The organism is Plebeiibacterium sediminum (assembly GCF_026013605.1).
GTDB lineage: Bacteria > Bacteroidota > Bacteroidia > Bacteroidales > Marinilabiliaceae > Saccharicrinis > Saccharicrinis sediminus.
In genome coordinates this window covers 1-19,019 of the sequence record NZ_JAPDPJ010000085.1, presented here as the reverse complement: position 1 = coordinate 19,019, position 19,019 = coordinate 1, and the positions used below count along the sequence as shown (strand labels likewise).

Sequence of the window (19,019 nt, the reverse complement as noted above, 5' to 3'; positions counted from 1 at the left end):
AATTAGCAAAATCCATTTTTATTTCAAAATATTACATGATTTTATTTTCGATTATTTCATTGATATACTGCGATTTAAGAATCGAACTGAGGTTATTAGGAATAAATAGACAAGTGCGACAATTATCTCAAAGTGAAAAGTACAGAAAGAATATTGAACTTTTAATAAAAATACCCGGTATTGGAATAATGACAGCAATAACTATCCTTGTGCAACTTGGAGATATTAGTCGCTTTAAAAGATTAGATGAATTATGTAATTATATAGGATTGGTTCCTTCAATGCATTCTTCAGGAGATAAGATTCATACGGGTAAAATGATTAAACGAGGAAGAAAGGAACTAAAAATAATGCTAATAGAAGCCTCTTGGGTTGCGATACCTAAAGATCCAGCTTTAATGCATAAATTTTCTGAATTGATTCTTCGGATGAATAAAAACAAAGCAATTATACGCATTGCTCGAAAACTATTAAATAGAATTAGGTTTGTTTTATTAAATCAACAATCTTATAATCTAAGTGTGTTTAAGTAATAAAAAGAATAAAACTTTAAGAACTTTGAAAATTTGGAAGAGGGAATAAACGAAATTCTGCGACTGCAGCACCATTATGGAAGACCGCTACACAGAGGTTACGTCCCTCTCCTCTCTAATATGAAGATTACTTTGCAGCATAAAAATGACTGCTGATAGAAGATTGATTAAAGAGGTTTTTAAAGAAATTAGATTAAAAAAAGAGGGAGATTATTTTTTCTCTCAAAAACAAAGTTAAGGTCATAAAAGATTCCGTCAAGGTTATATAAATTCGCTTCGCTCAACCTTGACATAATCCTTTATTCCCCTTAATGAAGCTTTTGAAGAAAAAAAAGAAGAAAATAATAAATTTTAGCTCGTTTAATTTGGTTTTCAACATAGAAGTTACGCAGAGGTTTTTTATTCCCTTTCTTAAAAAAGAAAACCAACCATTGATTCCTTTTATTCTCCATGTCCTCTGTGGTGAAGCGTAGCGCCACCTTTACTCTGTGGTAAACTTCTTTTTTAACACGAAGGACAAAGAGGTATTTCATAAAACTACACAGAGAATTTTTCTCGCTTTTAGCATTTGCACTATGCTCTCTGCACCCTGCTCTTCGCTCAAATACCTGGTTACCTTCTCCGTATTTCTTGTTCCTTCCATTTTCTCTACGGTTAACCACCTTATTTGAACAAAATCTAAATAAGATGGTTTCTTACCCAATAATTAGAAAGATTGTGACGAATGGAATTATTAGAAAAATTGAAATGGCGCTATGCTACAAAAGCCATGAACGGTAAAATAGTGCCTCAGGAAAAGATTGATAATATTATTGAAGCCATATCTCTTTCACCAACTTCAAGTGGTTTACAGCCATTTGAAGTATTGGTGATTAAAAATCAGGAATTAAAGGATAAGATTAAAGATATTTCTTTTAATCAATCAGTTGTTGCAGATTGCTCACACCTATTGGTATTTGCAGCCTGGGATCATTATACTCCGGAAAGAATCAATAAGATGTTTGATTTAACTAACGAGGTACGTGGATTCAAAAGTGAAGGATGGGAAAACTATCGCCAAATGCTTTTAAATGCTTATCCACAAAGAGATCCTGAGGAAAACTTCCATCATGCCGCTAAACAAGCTTACATTGCCTTTTCAAACGCAATTACAGCAGCAGCTTTTGAAGGTGTAGACTGTACTCCTATTGAAGGTTTTGAACCTGAAAAACTGGATAAAATTTTAGGCTTAGAACAAAAAGGACTTCGCAGTTGTTTATTATTACCAGTAGGCTACCGTGATGAATCGAACGATTGGCTTGTAAAGCTTCAAAAAGTAAGAAAAAGCACGGATGATTTGATTACCATTTTTGATTAACATTTATTGATTTAGTTTGTAAGAAAACGGATTTGTTTCGACAGATCCGTTTTTTTATTGGCTATAACCAACTTATTTAACTACCCTATAAGTTATTGAAAATAAAAATCTAAAAATACTATCGGATTATTTCATTTCAATTATTATTTTTAGAATCGATATTTATTTAATACCCCACCTCAAACATTAACTTTTTAAACTATAAAATGAAGATTGAGTCCATATTTGGCAATATGCCTGTAATTGAAACTGATAGGTTAATACTACGAAAAATTGAAGAGAAAGACATTGACGATATGTTTGAATATTCTTCAAATCCGGAAGTAACAAAATACCTTTCGTATTTGCATACTGATAGACAAGAGGCTGCTGATTATGTGCTAAATAAAATCAATCAATATAAAGCTGGAACTTGTATGATTTGGGGCATTGAATATAAAGCAAACAAAAAATATATTGGTGCCTGTGGATATATGCATTGGGATACGAATCACCACCTGGCAGAGCTTGCATACACTCTTAATCAAAAATACTGGGGAAAAGGAATAGCCAGTGAAATAATGAAAGTTTTAATTGATTTTGGATTTTCAGAAATGAAATTAAACCGCATTGAAGCGCAATGCTGGGTTGATAATAAAAATTCATTTAAACTTATGGAACGGTTTAATATGCACTATGAGGGCATATTAAGAAACAGATACTTTTTAAAAGGTAGTTTTCAGGATATGAAACTGTATTCATTATTAAAAAAAGAATACCTTGAACATCAATCTTAGAGTGTTTGTAATAAAAATCGTTTTTAAATAATCATTCAAAACTTTATTTTCGTGCCATAACGTTACCAACAACAAAATTTATTTATAATTCACCCTCTTAAATCCTATGACTAACAAACCTATCAAATTAAAAAGCATTTATCTTGTTTTAATTGTATTAGCCCCGCTCTTAAGCTCTTGTTATTTCAGGCACTCTTCAGAACCAGAACCCATCAATTTAAAAAAGGACCGAGAAGAATTAGCGCTTGCTAAAAAATCATTACGTTATATTGCTGAAGGTAAAATTGACAGTTTAGAACTGATTATTTCAAAAGAAGCGATAGAAAGTTCTCAGCCTGAACATTTACAATGGCTATACAAAACAGGCAAAAAAGTTATAAACACAAGCCAATACCCTAAAAATTCAAAAATTAAGGTTACTTATATTTCACGCATCGGTAGGTATGGCTACGATATTGTAAAGTTATTTGATTTTCCCTTCTATAACCCAAAAGAACCGAATTCCACAATGGTTTTTCAAATTGCAGTGGCTCGTGATGAAATAAATACTTTATTTCTGTCTTATCCAAATTGGAACAGACCTTCTGTTAATAGAAATTACGAACATGGTTCAACCAACTCTGGTTATATCAATGATTCAACAAGGGTGATACGGAACTTTCATAGTAATGGTCAAATGGAAAGTCGCTCCGTTTACGTTCATGGAAAGTTATATGGGAAATATCAGGCATGGTATAAAAATGGTAAACTAAAATCTGAAATACAATATAAAAACGGCGTAAGAGATGGGCTTACCATTAATTGGTATTCAAACGGTAAAAAACAGGAAGAACTCTTATATAAAAATAACGGTTTTGTAAAATACCTAAACCGTTGGGATCAGGAAGGAAATAAATTATCGTTAGAAGATGAATAATAAAACAAACATACACTTTGATGGCATTTGTATCTATCTGCATTCGCAAGTTGGTTCTGCATTAATTGGAAAAATAATTCTGATAATAATGAACCTGATAGCATGGTCGGCATACATATTTGGAATGACTCAGGTTCCTGGCGAAGAATTGAAATCTTTTGTTATTCCATTTATAATCATTTTTATAATACTTGTTTTTATTGTAGGCCGATTTACCTGTTGGAATCTATGGGGTGAAGAATTTGTCAGAATAAACACCAAGTCCCTAAGCTACTCAAGATCATATGGATTTATAAGTACTACAGAAAAGGTTATTAAATTAAATACACTGAGTGTCAGTTATGAAAAGGTTCGATTTTTTAATGATGTTGAACATGGTAGATTATTATTTTTTGATTATGATGAACTAAACAATCCTATTGAAATATTTCAGACTACAGTACTTATATCAAAACCTAAAATTGATGAAGTTTTAGATACATTACATGATTTATTTGAGGCGGAAAAATCAGACGTAAGTGAAGTGTGTCCATTCTCTTTAAACTAATTTATTTTGCTTAAAAAACAGAAACAAAACATGTTATAACCCAATCATTTTTATTGACATAAGGATCCCTTCATCGTAACTTTAATTTGTTTTTTGACAGTTATCTTTTTTACGATATAGGAGGTTTGGTTATGAGAAAAGAAGAAGTAATAAAGTTTGCCAACGACAACCCTATTTGTTATATGGCAACTATTGAAGATGAAAGGCCTCATGTTAGAATAATGAAGCTTTGGTTTGCCGACAATTCAGGTTTCTATTTTGAAGCGCTCTCACCCAAAGACTTAAGCAGACAAATTCATAAAAATCCTAAAGTTGAAGTATGTTTTTTCAACAACCCTGCAGATTTAAAAAAGGGCCGTGAAATGCGTATTTCAGGAAATATTGAGTTTGTACATGATGCTGCAATGATTCATAAAGCAAGAAAAGAACATCAATACCTTGAAGATTTAGGTGATCAGTCATCAGACCCTTATGTTGAAGTATTTAAATTGGCTCATGGTGATGCCAAATTCTGGTACCTAAAAACCAACATACTTTACGAAAATGTTGCAGATCACTTGGTATTCTAAATTGAAAGAATGGATTAACAGGTAGGCCCTATTTTTGTGTAATCATTTGGCTATCTCGGTTTAGTTGAGATAGCCTTTTTATTTTGCTTTATTCTATTGCAGAAGTATTTTCTTTATCCTTAATTAAAGCTTTAACTCCAACAATAAAAATCCCTGTTAATAATAGATTTAATGCCAATGAAAGCATTGAAACAGTAACAATAATCCCTCCTATTCCATACGACATAGAAATGATTAAAACCCCTGCCCCTACTTCACCTCGGGGAAACATAGCCAAAGCAACAGCCAATCTTTCTTTCCATGTAGCTTCATTTCGATACACAAAAGCAGGAACTATTTTTCCTATATTACTGAGAATCGTAACCATTAGAACATGAAACAGTACTGTAGATAATTCAAATGATTCTTTAATATCTCCTTTAAAAACAGAGGATTCACTGCCTTGCAAATAAGAATCAACAATATCTTTATCTACCTGCTGCGTAACAAAAAAGTCTGAAACCCCTTCTAACAAAGGCATAGATAGTCCAACTAAAACCATAAAAATAGCAGAAATATAAAAGGATATTTTTTGCTCATCTTTTAACTCCAGTATATCTTCCTTTGGTCCGTTATGAAGTTTAACTTTATTGTATTTCTTAGATATGATTGTGCCTAAAACAAAGGCTGGTAATAATACTTCTATATGAACACTAACCGTTTCATCAATAATTTTACTGGCAAAATAAAAGAATTCTGCTGCCAAGGTAATCACAACTGCATACAGTAAAACATACTTCCAACGAATTGAAAGTCGTATTCTTCCCATGTATTTCCATGCAATGGCAATTAAAATAAACATGATTAGCAAAACTATAATCAACTGTATTTTAAATCCAATAATCAGCATTTGCAGGGGAACCATTAATATCACCGTATCCAGATCATCAAAGATGGCTAATACACGCGTTTTTTTAAACATCCAGGTTGTAGCTAAACCTGCCGCTGCCAACATTGAAAACAATACCCCGGCTGATGTTGGTGCTGCAAACCTAGCTGCCAACAGTGATTCCACCCAGGTTTGACCGTTTCGCATGTCATCGGGTGTTAAAACAAAAATGAAATAAATAGCTACAAATATCCAGGGTAAAGTAGCAGAGGTAAATGCAATTAAATAATCATATCCATATTGTTTTAACCTGTCTTTTTTTATTTCAAACTCATAACCTACATGAATCATAATAAAAGCCAGGCAAATCATTGTTCCCAGCTTTATTACATGACTTAAAAAACTATAACTACTTATTATTAATGGTAAAACCTGCGATGAAACCAAACCCAGGAGCAGTAATAAAGACAATATGTATACTTTCTTCATATATCTTCTATTTTTCAGATGTTATTAAAAATCACTTTAATCGTTTTCTTATTTCATTTTCAACATCTTTATCCCATAGTCGGTTCACTATTTCATCCATTTTTTCACTGTAGGTTTCTGCTGTTTTTTCATCTCCTGTTTTCTTATAGAGTTTTACTAATGCATTGAGTGTAGGAAAATGAAGATCGTTAATTTGCAGACAAGCATCCAGTTTTTCGATAGCCTGATCCAATAAACCTTCTGCTTCAAGCTTCATAGCTTCTGCATAGAGTTTTTCAATACCCGAAATGTCTGAATCTATTTTTAAATTAATGATATTTTCAGATTTGGTAACTACTGTTGAACAAGGCAGGTATCGTACCATTAATTCGGTAACACTACCCAATAAAACTCTTTGAAAAAACTTTTTACCTGTAGCTCCAATAAATAATAACCGAATATTATTCAGAAGAATAAATTCTTTTAATTGTTTATAGATTGTTCCTTTTAAAATAGTTGATTCAACCTCTATATCTGTAAAATTAAACTGCTTTAAAAACGTATCAAAACGGGTTCTGTTCTCATCTGCTAAAATTCTATTCTCACTATCATAGTCTATTTCAAAGCGAGGAGAATAAAACTCTTCCAAAGGTTCTAATACGTTTACAATATGAAGTTTTGATTTAAAATGTCGGGCCATTCTTATGGCATTATGCAAAGCTCTTTCCGAAGCATCTGAAAAGTCGACTGAACAAAGAATGTCCCCAGGAAATGGTTTACCTTCAGTATCTACTACCCAAACTGGTTTACTACACTTCCTTACCAGTTTCTCAACCACAATCCCAACTTTATGGTCTTCTTCAACGGGCCCGAATTTCTCAGGAACCAGAATTACATTCACATTTTCTTTTTCGGATTCAGTAATGATTTGTTCCAGAATACTTCCATATTCTAGTTTTGTTTCAACGGTTATTCCCGAATTTTTTAAATCTGCCTCTATCTCATTTAATTCCTTTTCTACCAAACGAGTTATGATATTATTTACTGACGATTTTTGAGCATCAGTAGGTAATACCCCCATTAAAATCAAATTTGAGTTAAACTTTAAAGCAAGTTCCTTTGCAACATTTAGCAACGCCGGATTCGATTTATTTACATTAATTGTTACCAATATCTTTTCCAATAATTTCATATCATCAGGTTTTTATCAACATACATCAATACTATATTTCTAACAATTTACAAGATTAATTTGTTTTAATAAAGACTTCTGCTGTTGTATTATACATCGATTACTTACCATATTTTTGAAGAAAAAAGTAAAATAATTGAATTGAAAATGTAACTATTCAATATTTTGCTGTCTAATGTTCAAAAACAATACCGAAATAGTTCAATGAAAGAAGATAAGTTTAATAAGATAGTTCAGGAAAATTCGGAACGAATCAGGCGTATTTGCAGATACTACAACTCAAATGTTCAGGATCAGGACGATATGTTTCAGGAAATTCTGATTAACATATGGAAAAGTCTGGATAACTTTAGAGGTGATGCTTCAATAAGCACCTGGATTTATCGTATTGCTGTAAACACGGCACTTACCTACACGGGTAAAGCATATAAAAACATGAAACTGACCATTAACATTAATGATGTGAGTCAGGTAAATATCCTGGATTTTGATCATGATACTGAATCAAAAGAAAAAGTAGAATCTCAGTTTGAAGCGCTTCAGAATGAATTAAATACACTCTCTGTAATTGATAAATCTTTAATATCTCTCACACTTGAAGGCCTGAGTATGAAAGAAATTGCACAAGTTATTGGTATTACAGAGCCCAATGTCAAAGTGAAAATTCATCGAATTAAACAACAATTAAAAGAAAATTTAACAGCAAGTAATCATGAAACCAAATAAAGAAAACATCACATTAAACGATCTTGGAGCATTCACATCTAAACTTCAGGAAAAAGATAAAAAATATGCCACTCAAAGCAAGAGATTGCAATACGTATATTGGTTCTTAATTCCTTTTTACCTTATTCTTGGAACGTACGACTATATATTTGATGGAACCACGGTTAAAGAATTTCTTTCTCAAGTCTCTTTTGCCATTGCAATGCTAGTTTTCGCTTTAACATTCAGAAAACTAGCAAAGGAATACAACTTTGTGGATTATTCGGAACCAACATTAACCATGCTTAAAAAAGTTGTTAAACGATATACCCCTTTCCATGGTAACTCCAGATGGGTTTTTGTGGCACTTATTTTTTTAGATGCTGGATTATGCTTGAAACGACAATTTGATAAAGATTTATTGCACATTCAAATTGTATTTCTGGGTGCTATAGCGATTAGCATATGTGTTGGTTTAATTTTATGGCTAAATAAATACAAACCCATCCGCGATGCAGCCAAACAATTAATCAACGATATTGAAATGAATAACTAAAACCCAACATAAACTTACCAAACCTAACCCTTGATTTTATTTTTAAACCCGGGTTATCGATAAACCAATTCACAGAAAAATTACTTAAATTAATATCAATAAAACAGATCAACCTTAATCAAAATGACTTCCTAATTGTTTATGCACTAAAAAATAATAAGATGCAGAAATCATTATTTAAGATATCACAAATGGATTGTCCTTCTGAGGAAAACCTGATTAGGATGAAGCTTAATGATATAAACGGTATAAAAAAGCTCGAATTTGATATTCCAAACCGCTATTTAACAGTCTATCACAATGATCATACAGATCAAATTAATGAAGCTATTGAATCACTAAATTTAGGAGGTAAAAAGGTATCAACAGAAGAAACTGCAGAGATAAATATTGAGGAAGAGTTGAATCAAAAAAGAGTTCTTTGGTATGTTTTAATTATCAATTTCCTTTTTTTTGTAATAGAGTTATCTTCAGGTATTTTGTCAAGATCAATGGGTTTAGTTGCAGATAGTTTAGATATGCTTGCCGACTCATTTGTATATGCACTGAGCCTGATTGCTGTTGGAGGTTCGCTCATCAAGAAAAAACGAGTGGCCTCCTTGGCCGGCTATTTTCAAATTACATTAGCCTTATTGGGTTTTATCGAGGTGGTTAGAAGGTTTACCGGAGCCGAAAAATTTCCTGATTTCAGTACAATGATTCTGGTTTCTGTGTTTGCCTTAATTGCCAATGGAATATGCTTGTATTTGCTTCAAAAATCAAAAAGCAAACACGAAGCTCATATGAAAGCCAGTATGATCTTTACTTCGAACGATGTAATTATAAACATTGGAGTGATCATTGCCGGAGTTTTGGTTTATTATCTAAACTCTGATATTCCTGATTTAGCAATAGGTACCATCGTATTTTTAATTGTAATACAAGGAGCCAGAAGAATATTAAAGCTAGGGAAGTAAATATTAAAAAAGGAGAGATTATTAATAACCTCTCCTTTTTTAATATTATTATACCTACCTATCGCAACATCTATTCCTCATAAGATCCAATAAATAAACCTGAAATATTCCATGCACTAAACATATTACCCTCAGGTTCACCAATAGGAATATAGACCTGAATCACATGATTACCTTCCTGTAAATCATTAACTGTTGTGTAGTATGGATGAGAAACTGAACCCGGGCACCATCCAGATCTACTATAGTCGGATGATGACATACCGTTCCAAAAATTTCCTGATGCTGGATTAAACTTTCTGTAAGTTCCACAATCATATCTCCATGGGGTGTAATTAAAAAACGACTTTCCGTCAATAAACAATGAATTCTGTTTCTGCACAAACTCATCGCCATTTCCCCAACCTCCATGACCTGTGGAAATATAATAGAACTCAATATTCTTCACTCCTTTTGGAACATTGAAGTTAACCGTCAAAGTATCATTCTTAAACATCGTCCCATATTGCTGTCCTGCCATTTCCATTACATTTGTTGTATTAAAAACTGGCTGAACCCAATATCTCTTTGGTGATTTTTTAGGCTTTTCCTGGCTGTTTAAATGATATTTCAGGTTTAAGCTAACCTTATGCCCGCCTCCATCATAATTGCCTATAAAAACGCCTATCCAACATTCTTTTTGCAAAACGGGTAACAGATGGGTTACATCCTGCTTATAAACAACTGAATCAGACCACTCAAAACCAACATTACGCTTTTCGTTAAAATGACCTACTCCAAACGGCGTAAAAAATCGCATTAATTCAATCAAAGGATCGTAATCTTTTGTTGAAACGACACCTTGATATTCATTGCCTTCACTAAAATATTTTGGTAACGCATCCTTACCAAACCTCAAACCATCAAGAAAACTTTTTTCTTTATTTTGAGGAATCACAAAAACAGAACCAGTCCTGTCGTAGGCATCACCATTTGAACGCTCTGTAACCTCAGCAAATAGCGATGTCCCATCAGGCACAGCAGGTAACAATACCTTTTTTGCGATGATAGAACCTCCTGCAAAACGATATAGGGAATCATTTACAATACCTTCTGGATTACGAATTTCATCGCCCCAGTTTATTTGCTCATTTGAAAATACTTGAACATCTTTAATGAAAGCATTAGTTAACTTCTTTCTAAATTCAACATCACTTACAGAATCGCCTAATTGATGAGTATATAGTAATTGGTCCTCAACTTTATTACTAAAATTAATCTTAGTGGCTTCCCAACCTGAATTGCCATTACGAACATACTTTAATACAAAACCATTTTGATAAGGAAAATAGTTCAACGGTGTACCTTTAATGCCAATATCTTCAGTTACCCACAACTCAATTTTATTGGAGAAAGACGAACCAACATACTTTTGACAAGCATAGCCTAAAATCATTTCTGTTTCTCCTTCTGGTTGAAAACCTTCCATAATTCTAAAATCGAAAGCTGTAAAGCAAGTATCACCACTCATAAAAATAGCCTGCTGATATATCTTATTCTGACTATAATCGAAATAGGTATATTGTTTTGGCACTTCATCAATTAAATCCAGATTGCTTTTATCTACCCAACTTTTAGCAATGCCATTAGCGTAATGTAAGATGGTTTTTGAACTCTTCTGATCAATTTTACCATTTTCCAAATAGGAATATTCAACAAATCCTTTTTTACTTTTTTCTTTTGCCTTAAGTCCATTATATCCAATCAATAAAATAATTAGCAAGACAAAAATCCTTAATGATTTCATTATAACTATGTTTTAGATGTATTCTTTTTAAGAAGCAATATAAAAATAAACGATCTACCTCCTGTATAATTATCTTGATGAACAAAAATTCATCTATATGTACAATTAGGTGACTAATTTATTTGATTCAAACCATGATTTATCAATTAAAGTCCTCATATTTAATGTATCAAAACAATATTTGATTCTTTTAAATTGCTAATTATTGTTTTTATAAAAAGTATAATATACTATAATATAATGCATATCAAATTTTATTTAAATAAAAGATTTATTTTACTATCCACGGTATTATTTATTGCATGCTTAATGCAAGCAAACAACTTAAAGAAAAAAGCAGAAGCCTCGCTACAAAAGGGAATCACCTACTTTCATAGCCTCAATACACATGGAGGTTACGTATATCATGTAACTCCTGATCTGTCATTACGATGGGGAGAAGGTCCTAAAGACAATGAAACCATAGAGGTACAGCCTCCGGGAACTCCAGCCGTTGGAATGTCATTTCTTAAGGCCTACCAGGTAACCGGAAATAACGAATACTTAAACGATGCCAAAGAGGCTGCTTACGCATTAATTCAAGGTCAAAATAAATATGGAGGTTGGGAGCATACCATTGATTTTAAACATTTAGAGTCTGATCATGTCAGTTTTGACGATAACCAAAGTCAGTCGGCAGTGAGGTTTTTAATGGCTTTAGATCAGGAAATGAACGACAGTATACTTTCTGCTGCAACACAGCGTGCCATTGGTATGATGATTGAAACTCAATTGAGTAATGGTGGCTGGCCTCATTACTATCCTGAACAAGGCAATTATCACGATTATGCTACCTTTAATGATGGTGGTATTAATGATTGTATTGAGGTAATGATTGAGGCTTATCAATATTACAAAAACAATGAGGTTATTGAAAAAAGTTTACGCAAGGTAGCCCGGTTTTTAAATATATCTCAACTCCCTCCTCCTCAGCCGGGTTGGGCTCAGCAATACAACGAATATTTACAACCGGCATGGGCACGTACTTTTGAACCTCCTGCAATCTGCTCTTCGGTTACTATCAAAAACATCAATTCCCTAATTGATTTATATCTGGCTTTACACGATAAAACAATTTTAGAACCCATACCCGATGCATTAAAGTATTTAGATGAAGTCAGGATGGAAAATGGAATGTGGGCACGCTTTATTGAATTGGGCACAAACAAGCCTCTATATTACGATCGAAATAGAATCCGAGTTGATAATTTGGAAGATCTGCATCCTGAACGCAGAAAAGGATATGCATATCAAATCAACATTGAGCACTATCTTGAATATTCGAAAAAGCGTTACGACAAAGCTTTAAACCTGGGATATCAGGAATTATGGAATGAAGAGCATCCTACTTTATCGATGAGTGAAATTAACAAACGACTGGAAAAACTAGCGCCAATGGTACAGGAAATTATTGATGCACAAGAATCTTCCGGAGCATGGATTACTAAAAATGATAAGTTCAAAAAAACGATGCCCAAAGGCGAAAGATGGAATAATCAATATGAAGTAATGGATCGGATCAGCAGTCGGGTTTTTAATAGAAACATTGACATACTTTGTGAATACATTAAGCTGAGCAATGAGTTGAATAATAATTAGTATCAAAACAGACATGATCTTAAATACGAAACCAACCAAATGAAAAAAAGTAATCAAAACCTAGCCTTCGGAAAAACTAAAGACGAGTATTTTAATTTTACATTAATTGAAAAATATTTTCGGAATAAAGACAATTCTGAGGCTTTTCAGGTTATTTCTGACAAAACATGTAATGATCTGGATTTACAGGAAGTATTTATGTTTCTTGATCGTACCAACTCTAAAGTTGGACAACAATTCCTTTATAATAAACTCAGAGCAATACCTAATGACTCAGTTAAAAATGAGCTCTTTGAGCAGATCATTCAAAGATTTATTGATAATGAAGAATTTCGATCAAAAACTCAAAAACAATTATCAAAATTAAGTAATGACAGTGCATACTATATTTCATCGCTGTTTCAGGAAGAACACTTAAAACAGCCCAAATGGTTCTTCATTGCTCCCATGCTTTCTTTTGCAAGTTTAATTTCACTTTTGTTGCTTCTTTTTAATACTAAACTCCTATTCATCGTATTACCATTATTTATAATCAACATGGTCGTACATTTCTGGAACAAAAGAAATCTCAACATATATGCTTTATCCTTTCCTCAATTACTGAAAATTAAAAACATAGCATCACTTTTTTATAAAGATTCCCTATTTAAATCTATCAATCCTCAATTACCAGAATCGATAGCAATTTTAAATCAAGTCAGAAATAGGATGCTATTATTTCAAATGGAGGGAAAAATTAAAGGAGATATACAGATATTCATATGGTATGGAGTTGAAATAATCAAAATTTGCCTTTTGCTTGAACCCATATTATTATTCGCAGTGTTAAGACGTATAAATACCAAACGAAAAGCAATTGAAGCCGTGTATACATTTGTTGGACAAATTGATGCATTGTACTCTGTTGCTTCGCTAAGAACAGGTTTAGAAACTTATTGTTTGCCAAAGATTGGAAATCATAAAATACAAGTTAAAAACATATATCATCCATTAATAAATAACTGTATTACTAACAGTTTAGATACTTTAAATAAATCTATACTTCTAACAGGTTCAAACATGTCGGGCAAAACTACATTTATTCGATCTGTAGGAATCAATATGATTATGGGTCTAACTTTAAATACTTGTTTTGCTAAATCTATGCAAATGCCAAAGTGTAAAGTATATTCTGCAATTCGCATAAGTGATGATCTGCTCAATGACAAAAGTTATTATTTTGAAGAGGTAATAACCATCAAAAAAATGATCGATAAAAGTACTACAGATCTTCCCTGCCTGTTTTTATTGGATGAGATATTCAAGGGAACCAATACTGTAGAAAGAATATCTGCAGCTAAAGCCATTTTATCATCTCTTGCCACAAATAATAATATTGTTTTTGTATCCACCCACGATATTGAATTAACAGATATGCTTACAGATACTTATGAACTTTATCACTTTAGTGAAATAGTAAATAATAACAATGTAGATTTTGATTACAAATTAAAAGAAGGTCGATTAAAGAAACGGAATGCAATCCGTATTCTTCAATTAAATGATTATCCACAAAACATTATTAATGAGGCTATAAATATTGCGCAAAAACTGGATGCTCAAAAACAAGTAAATCCTTCACTTGAAAAAGTATAATTCGTTGATTTTTGATTATCATAAAAGTATGACTAACTTCATCTTATAAACTCCTAACAAACAATCGCTATGAAATATTATATACTCCTCATTTTTATATTATTAGCATCATTTAAAGCATATAGTCAAAACATATCGGGCCAATGGAATGGAAAACTAAAAATACAAGGCATTCAATTAAGAGTTGTTTTTCATATACATGCAAATGATACTGCATACATTGCTACAATGGATAGTCCTGATCAGGGAGCAAAAGGAATCCCTGTAGATAAAGTTACATTCATAAATCAGGTTTTAAAACTCGTAATCAAACAACCAGGTATACGTTATGAAGGATCTTATAATAGCGATAACAATACTATTGAAGGAACATTTATGCAAAGTGGACTTTCATTCCCACTAAACCTTACCAAACAAAAATACAATACTGAGGTTAATAACAGACCTCAGGAGCCACAAAAACCTTATCCTTATATATCAGAAGAAGTAAAGTTTGAAAACACAAAAGACATCGTAACATTGGCTGGAACCTTGACTGTACCCAAAAAAGACGGAAAATTTCCTGCAGTTGTATTAATTAGTGGTAGTGGTCCTCAAAATAGAGACGAAGAAGTATTTGGGCATAAGCCATTTTTGGTTTTATCTGATTATTTAACCAGAAACAATATTGCTGTATTACGTTTTGATGACAGAGGAATTGCGCAATCTACCGGCAACTTTAAAACAGCAACCACATTAAACTTTTCTAGAGATGTAGAAGCTGCAGTAGAATATCTTAAAACACGAACTGAAATTGATAAAATAGGTCTTATTGGTCATAGTGAAGGTGGTGTGATTGCACCTATGGTAGCTGCAAATGTAAAAGATATTGACTTTATTGTATTATTAGCTGGAATTGGAATGCCAGCTGATGAATTACTTCAATTACAGAGCGAATTAATTGGGCGCGCATACGGTGTAAATGATTCCGCTCTAACATTATCAAAAACAATAAATAAAGAATTATATAATATTGTAAAACAGAATAATAAACCCGAGTCAACAAAACAAAAACTATCTGCATACTTAGATAAGGTTTTTCAAGAAAATCCTGATTTTCCAATACCCGGAGGCATGAATAAAGAAGCTTATATTAAAATGCAAGTTGAAACCCTTTCATCACCATGGATGAGTTATTTTCTAAAAATTAATCCGGAACCCATATTGAAAAAGGTAAAATGTCCGGTTTTAGCAATAAATGGAGAGAAAGACTTACAAGTACCTGCTATTGAAAATTTAAATGGAATTAAAACCGCCTTGGAAAAAGGAGGCAATAAAAATGTAACAACAAAAGCAATTCCACATCTAAATCACTTATTTCAGGAATGTCAAACCGGGCTTCCGATGGAATACAACACTATTCAGGAAACTTTTTCGCCAAACGCTTTAAAATTAATTTACAATTGGATAGAAACACAAACTAAATAATCAAATTAAGTAAATCATATAATTAAAATCTACAATGAATACTTACATGCTTTAAACGATCCATATCATAATTTAACTGATAATATTATAAATACAAAGCGATACTCGTAATCAGATAATTAATATTGCACATAAATCGTTAGTTTAAATTCTAATGTTTTGTACGTCACATAAAAACATATATATTTAGGCCATGAGCCTAATTACAACATTTTTCTTTTACCTACTATTATTAGTTATCACCTTAATACCTTTTAAGGCACTATATGCATTCTCTGATTTTATGCGTTTTATTATGCGTAACATTGTCAGATACAGGGTAAAAGTCATTCGCGAGAATATTAAAAGAGCATTCCCTGAAAAATCAGACCAGGAAATAAAAGACATTGAAAAAAAAGCTTACAAGCATCTGATTGACTACATTGTTGAAGGTGTTAAAGCCTTTACAATGAGCAAAAAAACGATTATCAAACGACACAAACTTGTTAATCCTGAACTCATTGAACCTTTCTTCAAGCAAAATAAAAGTATTATTGCAGTTACTGCGCATTACAACAATTGGGAATGGGGAAGTTTATCTGCCAGTTTACAAACGGATTACAAAGCCATAGCTTTTTACAAACGCTTGCGCAACAAATACATTGACAAAGCATTACGTAAAAGCAGAACTCGTTGTGGAACCACACTATCCTCTATTTACGAAACAACAAAAACCTTTGAGAAAAATCGAAACAATCCTGTTATTTATTTGATGGCAGCAGATCAAAGCCCATCTAAAAAACTATTAAACAAAGCTTTATGGATTAATTTCTTAGGTATCAATACGCCTTTTTTACAAGGCCCTGAAAAACACGCCAGAATCAATAATTATCCGGTTGTATATGTTGATATAGAACAAACAAAAAGAGGTTATTACGAATTATTCTTAACCATTTTAACGGACAACCCTAACAGTTTAAAAGAAGGTGAGTTAACAAAATTATATGCCCAAAAATTAGAACAAAATATTATAAATAAACCAGAAAGCTGGCTATGGTCGCACAAACGTTGGAAACACGTTCCATTATAAGTACCATTCCCTGAAGTCGAATTAAAATCTATGAAAGAATCACATTTAGCTGTAGTTATACGTAATCGTGTAAAAAAATATGGTAACAGAACAGCAGTAAAATTTAAAGAAGAAAATATCTATAAAGAATTATCTTGGAAGGAATTAGGAACTCGTATCGAAAGTGTTGCTCAATATCTAATCAGCCAAGGAATTAATTCATTTGCTAACATTGGTATCTATAGTCATAATTGCCCGGAATGGTCAATTACCGACTTTGGGATATTAAGCACCAGAGGTGTTGTGGTGCCTATATTTCCCACATCCACCTTAGACCAACTGGAGTACATTGTTACGGAGACAGAAATGGAAATACTTTTTGTTGGTGACGAAATACAGCTATCAAATGCAGTGAAAGCCCTCAAAAGCTGCAGTTCACTGAAAAAAATTATCACTTTCTTTGAGCATAAATCAGATCATAAGCAGATCATTGCTTTTAATGACATACTAAATTCAGCATATAATAAGAAAAGCAAGCAAATTTTAGATCAAAGACTTTCTGAAGCTGACAAAGATGATTTGGCAACCATCATTTACACCTCAGGAACCACGGGAGAACCCAAAGGTGTAATGCTAAATCACAGTCATTTTTTAAAACTATTCGAAATACACGAAATAAGACTCGAATTAGGTGAAGATGATGTATCATTAGCATTTCTTCCATTAAGCCATGTATTTGAGCGCGGATGGTCTTATTTTGTTTTTTATAGTGGTGCAACCAATGTATACAATGCCAACCCCAAGGATATTATTCATGAGTTGCCTAAAATAAAACCTACAGTAATGTGCGCGGTGCCACGATTTTTTGAAAAATCGTACGACATCATTTTAAAAACAGCTGAAAAATGGAATAAACCTAAAAGATACATATTTAACTGGGCTGTAAAAACAGGAATGCAATATATTGAATATGAAAAAGATTCATTAACTCCTCCCCTTGCCTTACAGCTGAAACACAAACTTGTCAACATACTGGTGATGAAAAACTTCAAAAAAGTTTTTGGCGGACAAATTAAATACATGCCTTGTGCAGGAGCTGCTCTAAATCTTGATATTTTGAAATTTTTTCATGCTCTTGGTCTAAAAATTAACTATGGATATGGTGCCACAGAAACAACAGCCACGGTATCATGCATGAAAAAGGATAAATACGATTTTGTGAATACCGGTAGCATAATGCCCGATGTTCAGGTGAAAATTAATGAGGAAGATGGCCAGATTTTGGTAAAAGGTGATACTGTTTTTAAAGGATATTACCAAAAACCTGAAGCTACTGCTGAAGTACTAAAAGATGGATGGTATTACACTGGCGATCAGGGCGAGATACCTGAAGAAGGAGTCTTACTAATGAAAGAACGTATTAAAGATATTATGAAAACATCTACGGGAAAATACGTTTCACCACAAAAAATTGAACTTCATTTATCTCAATGTCAGCAAATAGAGCAACTCTGTGTTATTGGTGACAACAGAAGATATTTAACTGCTTTAATAGTTCCTTGCTTTATATACTTAAAATCGCTGCACAAACAGAATAATGGTCAGGTTGAAAACCACGATCTGGTAAATAATCCAATAGCGATAGAGGAATTTCAGAAAAAGTTTGATGCACTACAGGAAAATCTGGCTCCATACGAGAAAGTTGTAAAATTTAAACTTTTACCCGAACCATTTACTATCGAAAACAATCTTATGACCAATTCATTAAAAGTACGTCGTAAACAAGTGAACATTAAATACAAAGAACTAATAGAAGAAATGTATAAATAACACGATTTATTAGCCAAAACTTATGTTTAAAAGCCAGACTTTATCAAGTCTGGCTTTTTTATTCAACAATTATTTAAAATCACTATCAACCGACTAAAGTCTGGATATTAAAAATTATCTTCTGTAACGCCCATAAACAGGGCGTTCGTTTTTTAATTAAAAATCAGACCCC

17 protein-coding genes are annotated in these 19,019 nt (G+C 32.6%); 14 read left to right on the top strand and 3 right to left on the bottom strand.

The annotated features are described in order from the left end of the window. From OM075_RS22055 to OM075_RS22030, 6 genes are all read left to right on the top strand, one after another. The coding region (locus tag OM075_RS22055) for a transposase (protein WP_301192725.1) at nt 1-533 on the top strand (533 nt) is incomplete at its 5' end. Nucleotides 534-1,257: 724 nt separating this feature from the next. Then, nucleotides 1,258-1,890 carry an NAD(P)H-dependent oxidoreductase gene (locus tag OM075_RS22050; protein WP_301192724.1) on the top strand — a complete coding sequence of 211 codons (633 nt, stop codon included), beginning with the start codon at nt 1,258-1,260 and terminating at the stop codon, nt 1,888-1,890. Between the two features lie 206 nt (nt 1,891-2,096). Further along, nucleotides 2,097-2,666, top strand: coding sequence for a GNAT family N-acetyltransferase (locus OM075_RS22045; protein WP_301192723.1), 570 nt, complete (start codon nt 2,097-2,099; stop codon nt 2,664-2,666). A 106-nt stretch (nt 2,667-2,772) separates the two neighbouring features. After that, nucleotides 2,773-3,582 (top strand): toxin-antitoxin system YwqK family antitoxin, encoded by an 810-nt coding sequence (locus tag OM075_RS22040; RefSeq protein ID WP_301192722.1) that lies wholly within the window; start codon nt 2,773-2,775, stop codon nt 3,580-3,582. Continuing rightward, the gene (locus tag OM075_RS22035) at nt 3,575-4,129 is read left to right on the top strand and encodes a hypothetical protein (protein ID WP_301192721.1); all 555 of its coding nucleotides are present in this window, start codon (nt 3,575-3,577) and stop codon (nt 4,127-4,129) included. Before OM075_RS22040 ends, OM075_RS22035 begins: the two co-directional genes overlap by 8 nt. A gap of 131 nt (nt 4,130-4,260) precedes the next feature. Then, nucleotides 4,261-4,698, top strand: coding sequence for a pyridoxamine 5'-phosphate oxidase family protein (locus OM075_RS22030; RefSeq protein ID WP_301192720.1), 438 nt, complete (start codon nt 4,261-4,263; stop codon nt 4,696-4,698). Between the two features lie 88 nt (nt 4,699-4,786). Here the strand turns inward: OM075_RS22030 and OM075_RS22025 are convergent, their stop codons facing one another. Both OM075_RS22025 and OM075_RS22020 read right to left on the bottom strand, forming a co-directional pair. After that, nucleotides 4,787-6,055 carry a cation:proton antiporter gene (locus tag OM075_RS22025; protein ID WP_301192719.1) on the bottom strand — a complete coding sequence of 423 codons (1,269 nt, stop codon included), beginning with the start codon at nt 6,053-6,055 and terminating at the stop codon, nt 4,787-4,789. 31 nt (nt 6,056-6,086) lie between these two features. After that, nucleotides 6,087-7,226 carry a universal stress protein gene (locus OM075_RS22020; protein ID WP_301192718.1) on the bottom strand — a complete coding sequence of 380 codons (1,140 nt, stop codon included), beginning with the start codon at nt 7,224-7,226 and terminating at the stop codon, nt 6,087-6,089. A gap of 204 nt (nt 7,227-7,430) precedes the next feature. Here OM075_RS22020 and OM075_RS22015 point away from each other — a divergent pair, with 204 nt between their 5' ends. The 3 genes from OM075_RS22015 to OM075_RS22005 all read left to right on the top strand — a co-directional run bounded on the left by OM075_RS22015 (nt 7,431) and on the right by OM075_RS22005 (nt 9,443). Next, nucleotides 7,431-7,952, top strand: a complete 522-nt coding sequence (locus OM075_RS22015; protein ID WP_301192717.1) for an RNA polymerase sigma factor — start codon at nt 7,431-7,433, stop codon at nt 7,950-7,952. Continuing rightward, nucleotides 7,939-8,487, top strand: a complete 549-nt coding sequence (locus tag OM075_RS22010) for a hypothetical protein (RefSeq protein WP_301192716.1) — start codon at nt 7,939-7,941, stop codon at nt 8,485-8,487. Before OM075_RS22015 ends, OM075_RS22010 begins: the two co-directional genes overlap by 14 nt. 161 nt (nt 8,488-8,648) lie before the next feature. Further along, a complete protein-coding gene (locus tag OM075_RS22005) occupies nt 8,649-9,443 on the top strand; it encodes a cation efflux transmembrane domain-containing protein (RefSeq protein WP_301192715.1) in 795 nt (264 codons plus the stop codon). Nucleotides 9,444-9,513: 70 nt separating this feature from the next. On the opposite strand, the gene OM075_RS22000 is transcribed toward OM075_RS22005, so the two are convergent. Continuing rightward, nucleotides 9,514-11,229, bottom strand: coding sequence for a PNGase F N-terminal domain-containing protein (locus OM075_RS22000; protein ID WP_301192714.1), 1,716 nt, complete (start codon nt 11,227-11,229; stop codon nt 9,514-9,516). 309 nt (nt 11,230-11,538) lie between these two features. Between OM075_RS22000 and OM075_RS21995 the strand changes: the two genes are divergently transcribed. The 5 genes from OM075_RS21995 to OM075_RS21975 all read left to right on the top strand — a co-directional run bounded on the left by OM075_RS21995 (nt 11,539) and on the right by OM075_RS21975 (nt 18,847). Next, nucleotides 11,539-12,867 (top strand): pectate lyase, encoded by a 1,329-nt coding sequence (locus OM075_RS21995; RefSeq protein WP_301192713.1) that lies wholly within the window; start codon nt 11,539-11,541, stop codon nt 12,865-12,867. A gap of 39 nt (nt 12,868-12,906) precedes the next feature. Then, nucleotides 12,907-14,502, top strand: a complete 1,596-nt coding sequence (locus OM075_RS21990; protein WP_301192712.1) for a MutS-related protein — start codon at nt 12,907-12,909, stop codon at nt 14,500-14,502. 69 nt (nt 14,503-14,571) lie between these two features. Continuing rightward, entirely contained in the window at nt 14,572-15,969 is a 1,398-nt protein-coding gene (locus OM075_RS21985; RefSeq protein WP_301192711.1) for an alpha/beta hydrolase family protein, read from the top strand. A 193-nt stretch (nt 15,970-16,162) separates the two neighbouring features. After that, the gene (locus OM075_RS21980; RefSeq protein ID WP_301192710.1) at nt 16,163-17,038 is read left to right on the top strand and encodes a lysophospholipid acyltransferase family protein; all 876 of its coding nucleotides are present in this window, start codon (nt 16,163-16,165) and stop codon (nt 17,036-17,038) included. A 30-nt stretch (nt 17,039-17,068) separates the two neighbouring features. Next, the gene (locus tag OM075_RS21975) at nt 17,069-18,847 is read left to right on the top strand and encodes an AMP-dependent synthetase/ligase (protein WP_301192709.1); all 1,779 of its coding nucleotides are present in this window, start codon (nt 17,069-17,071) and stop codon (nt 18,845-18,847) included. Nucleotides 18,848-19,019 lie beyond the last annotated feature (172 nt).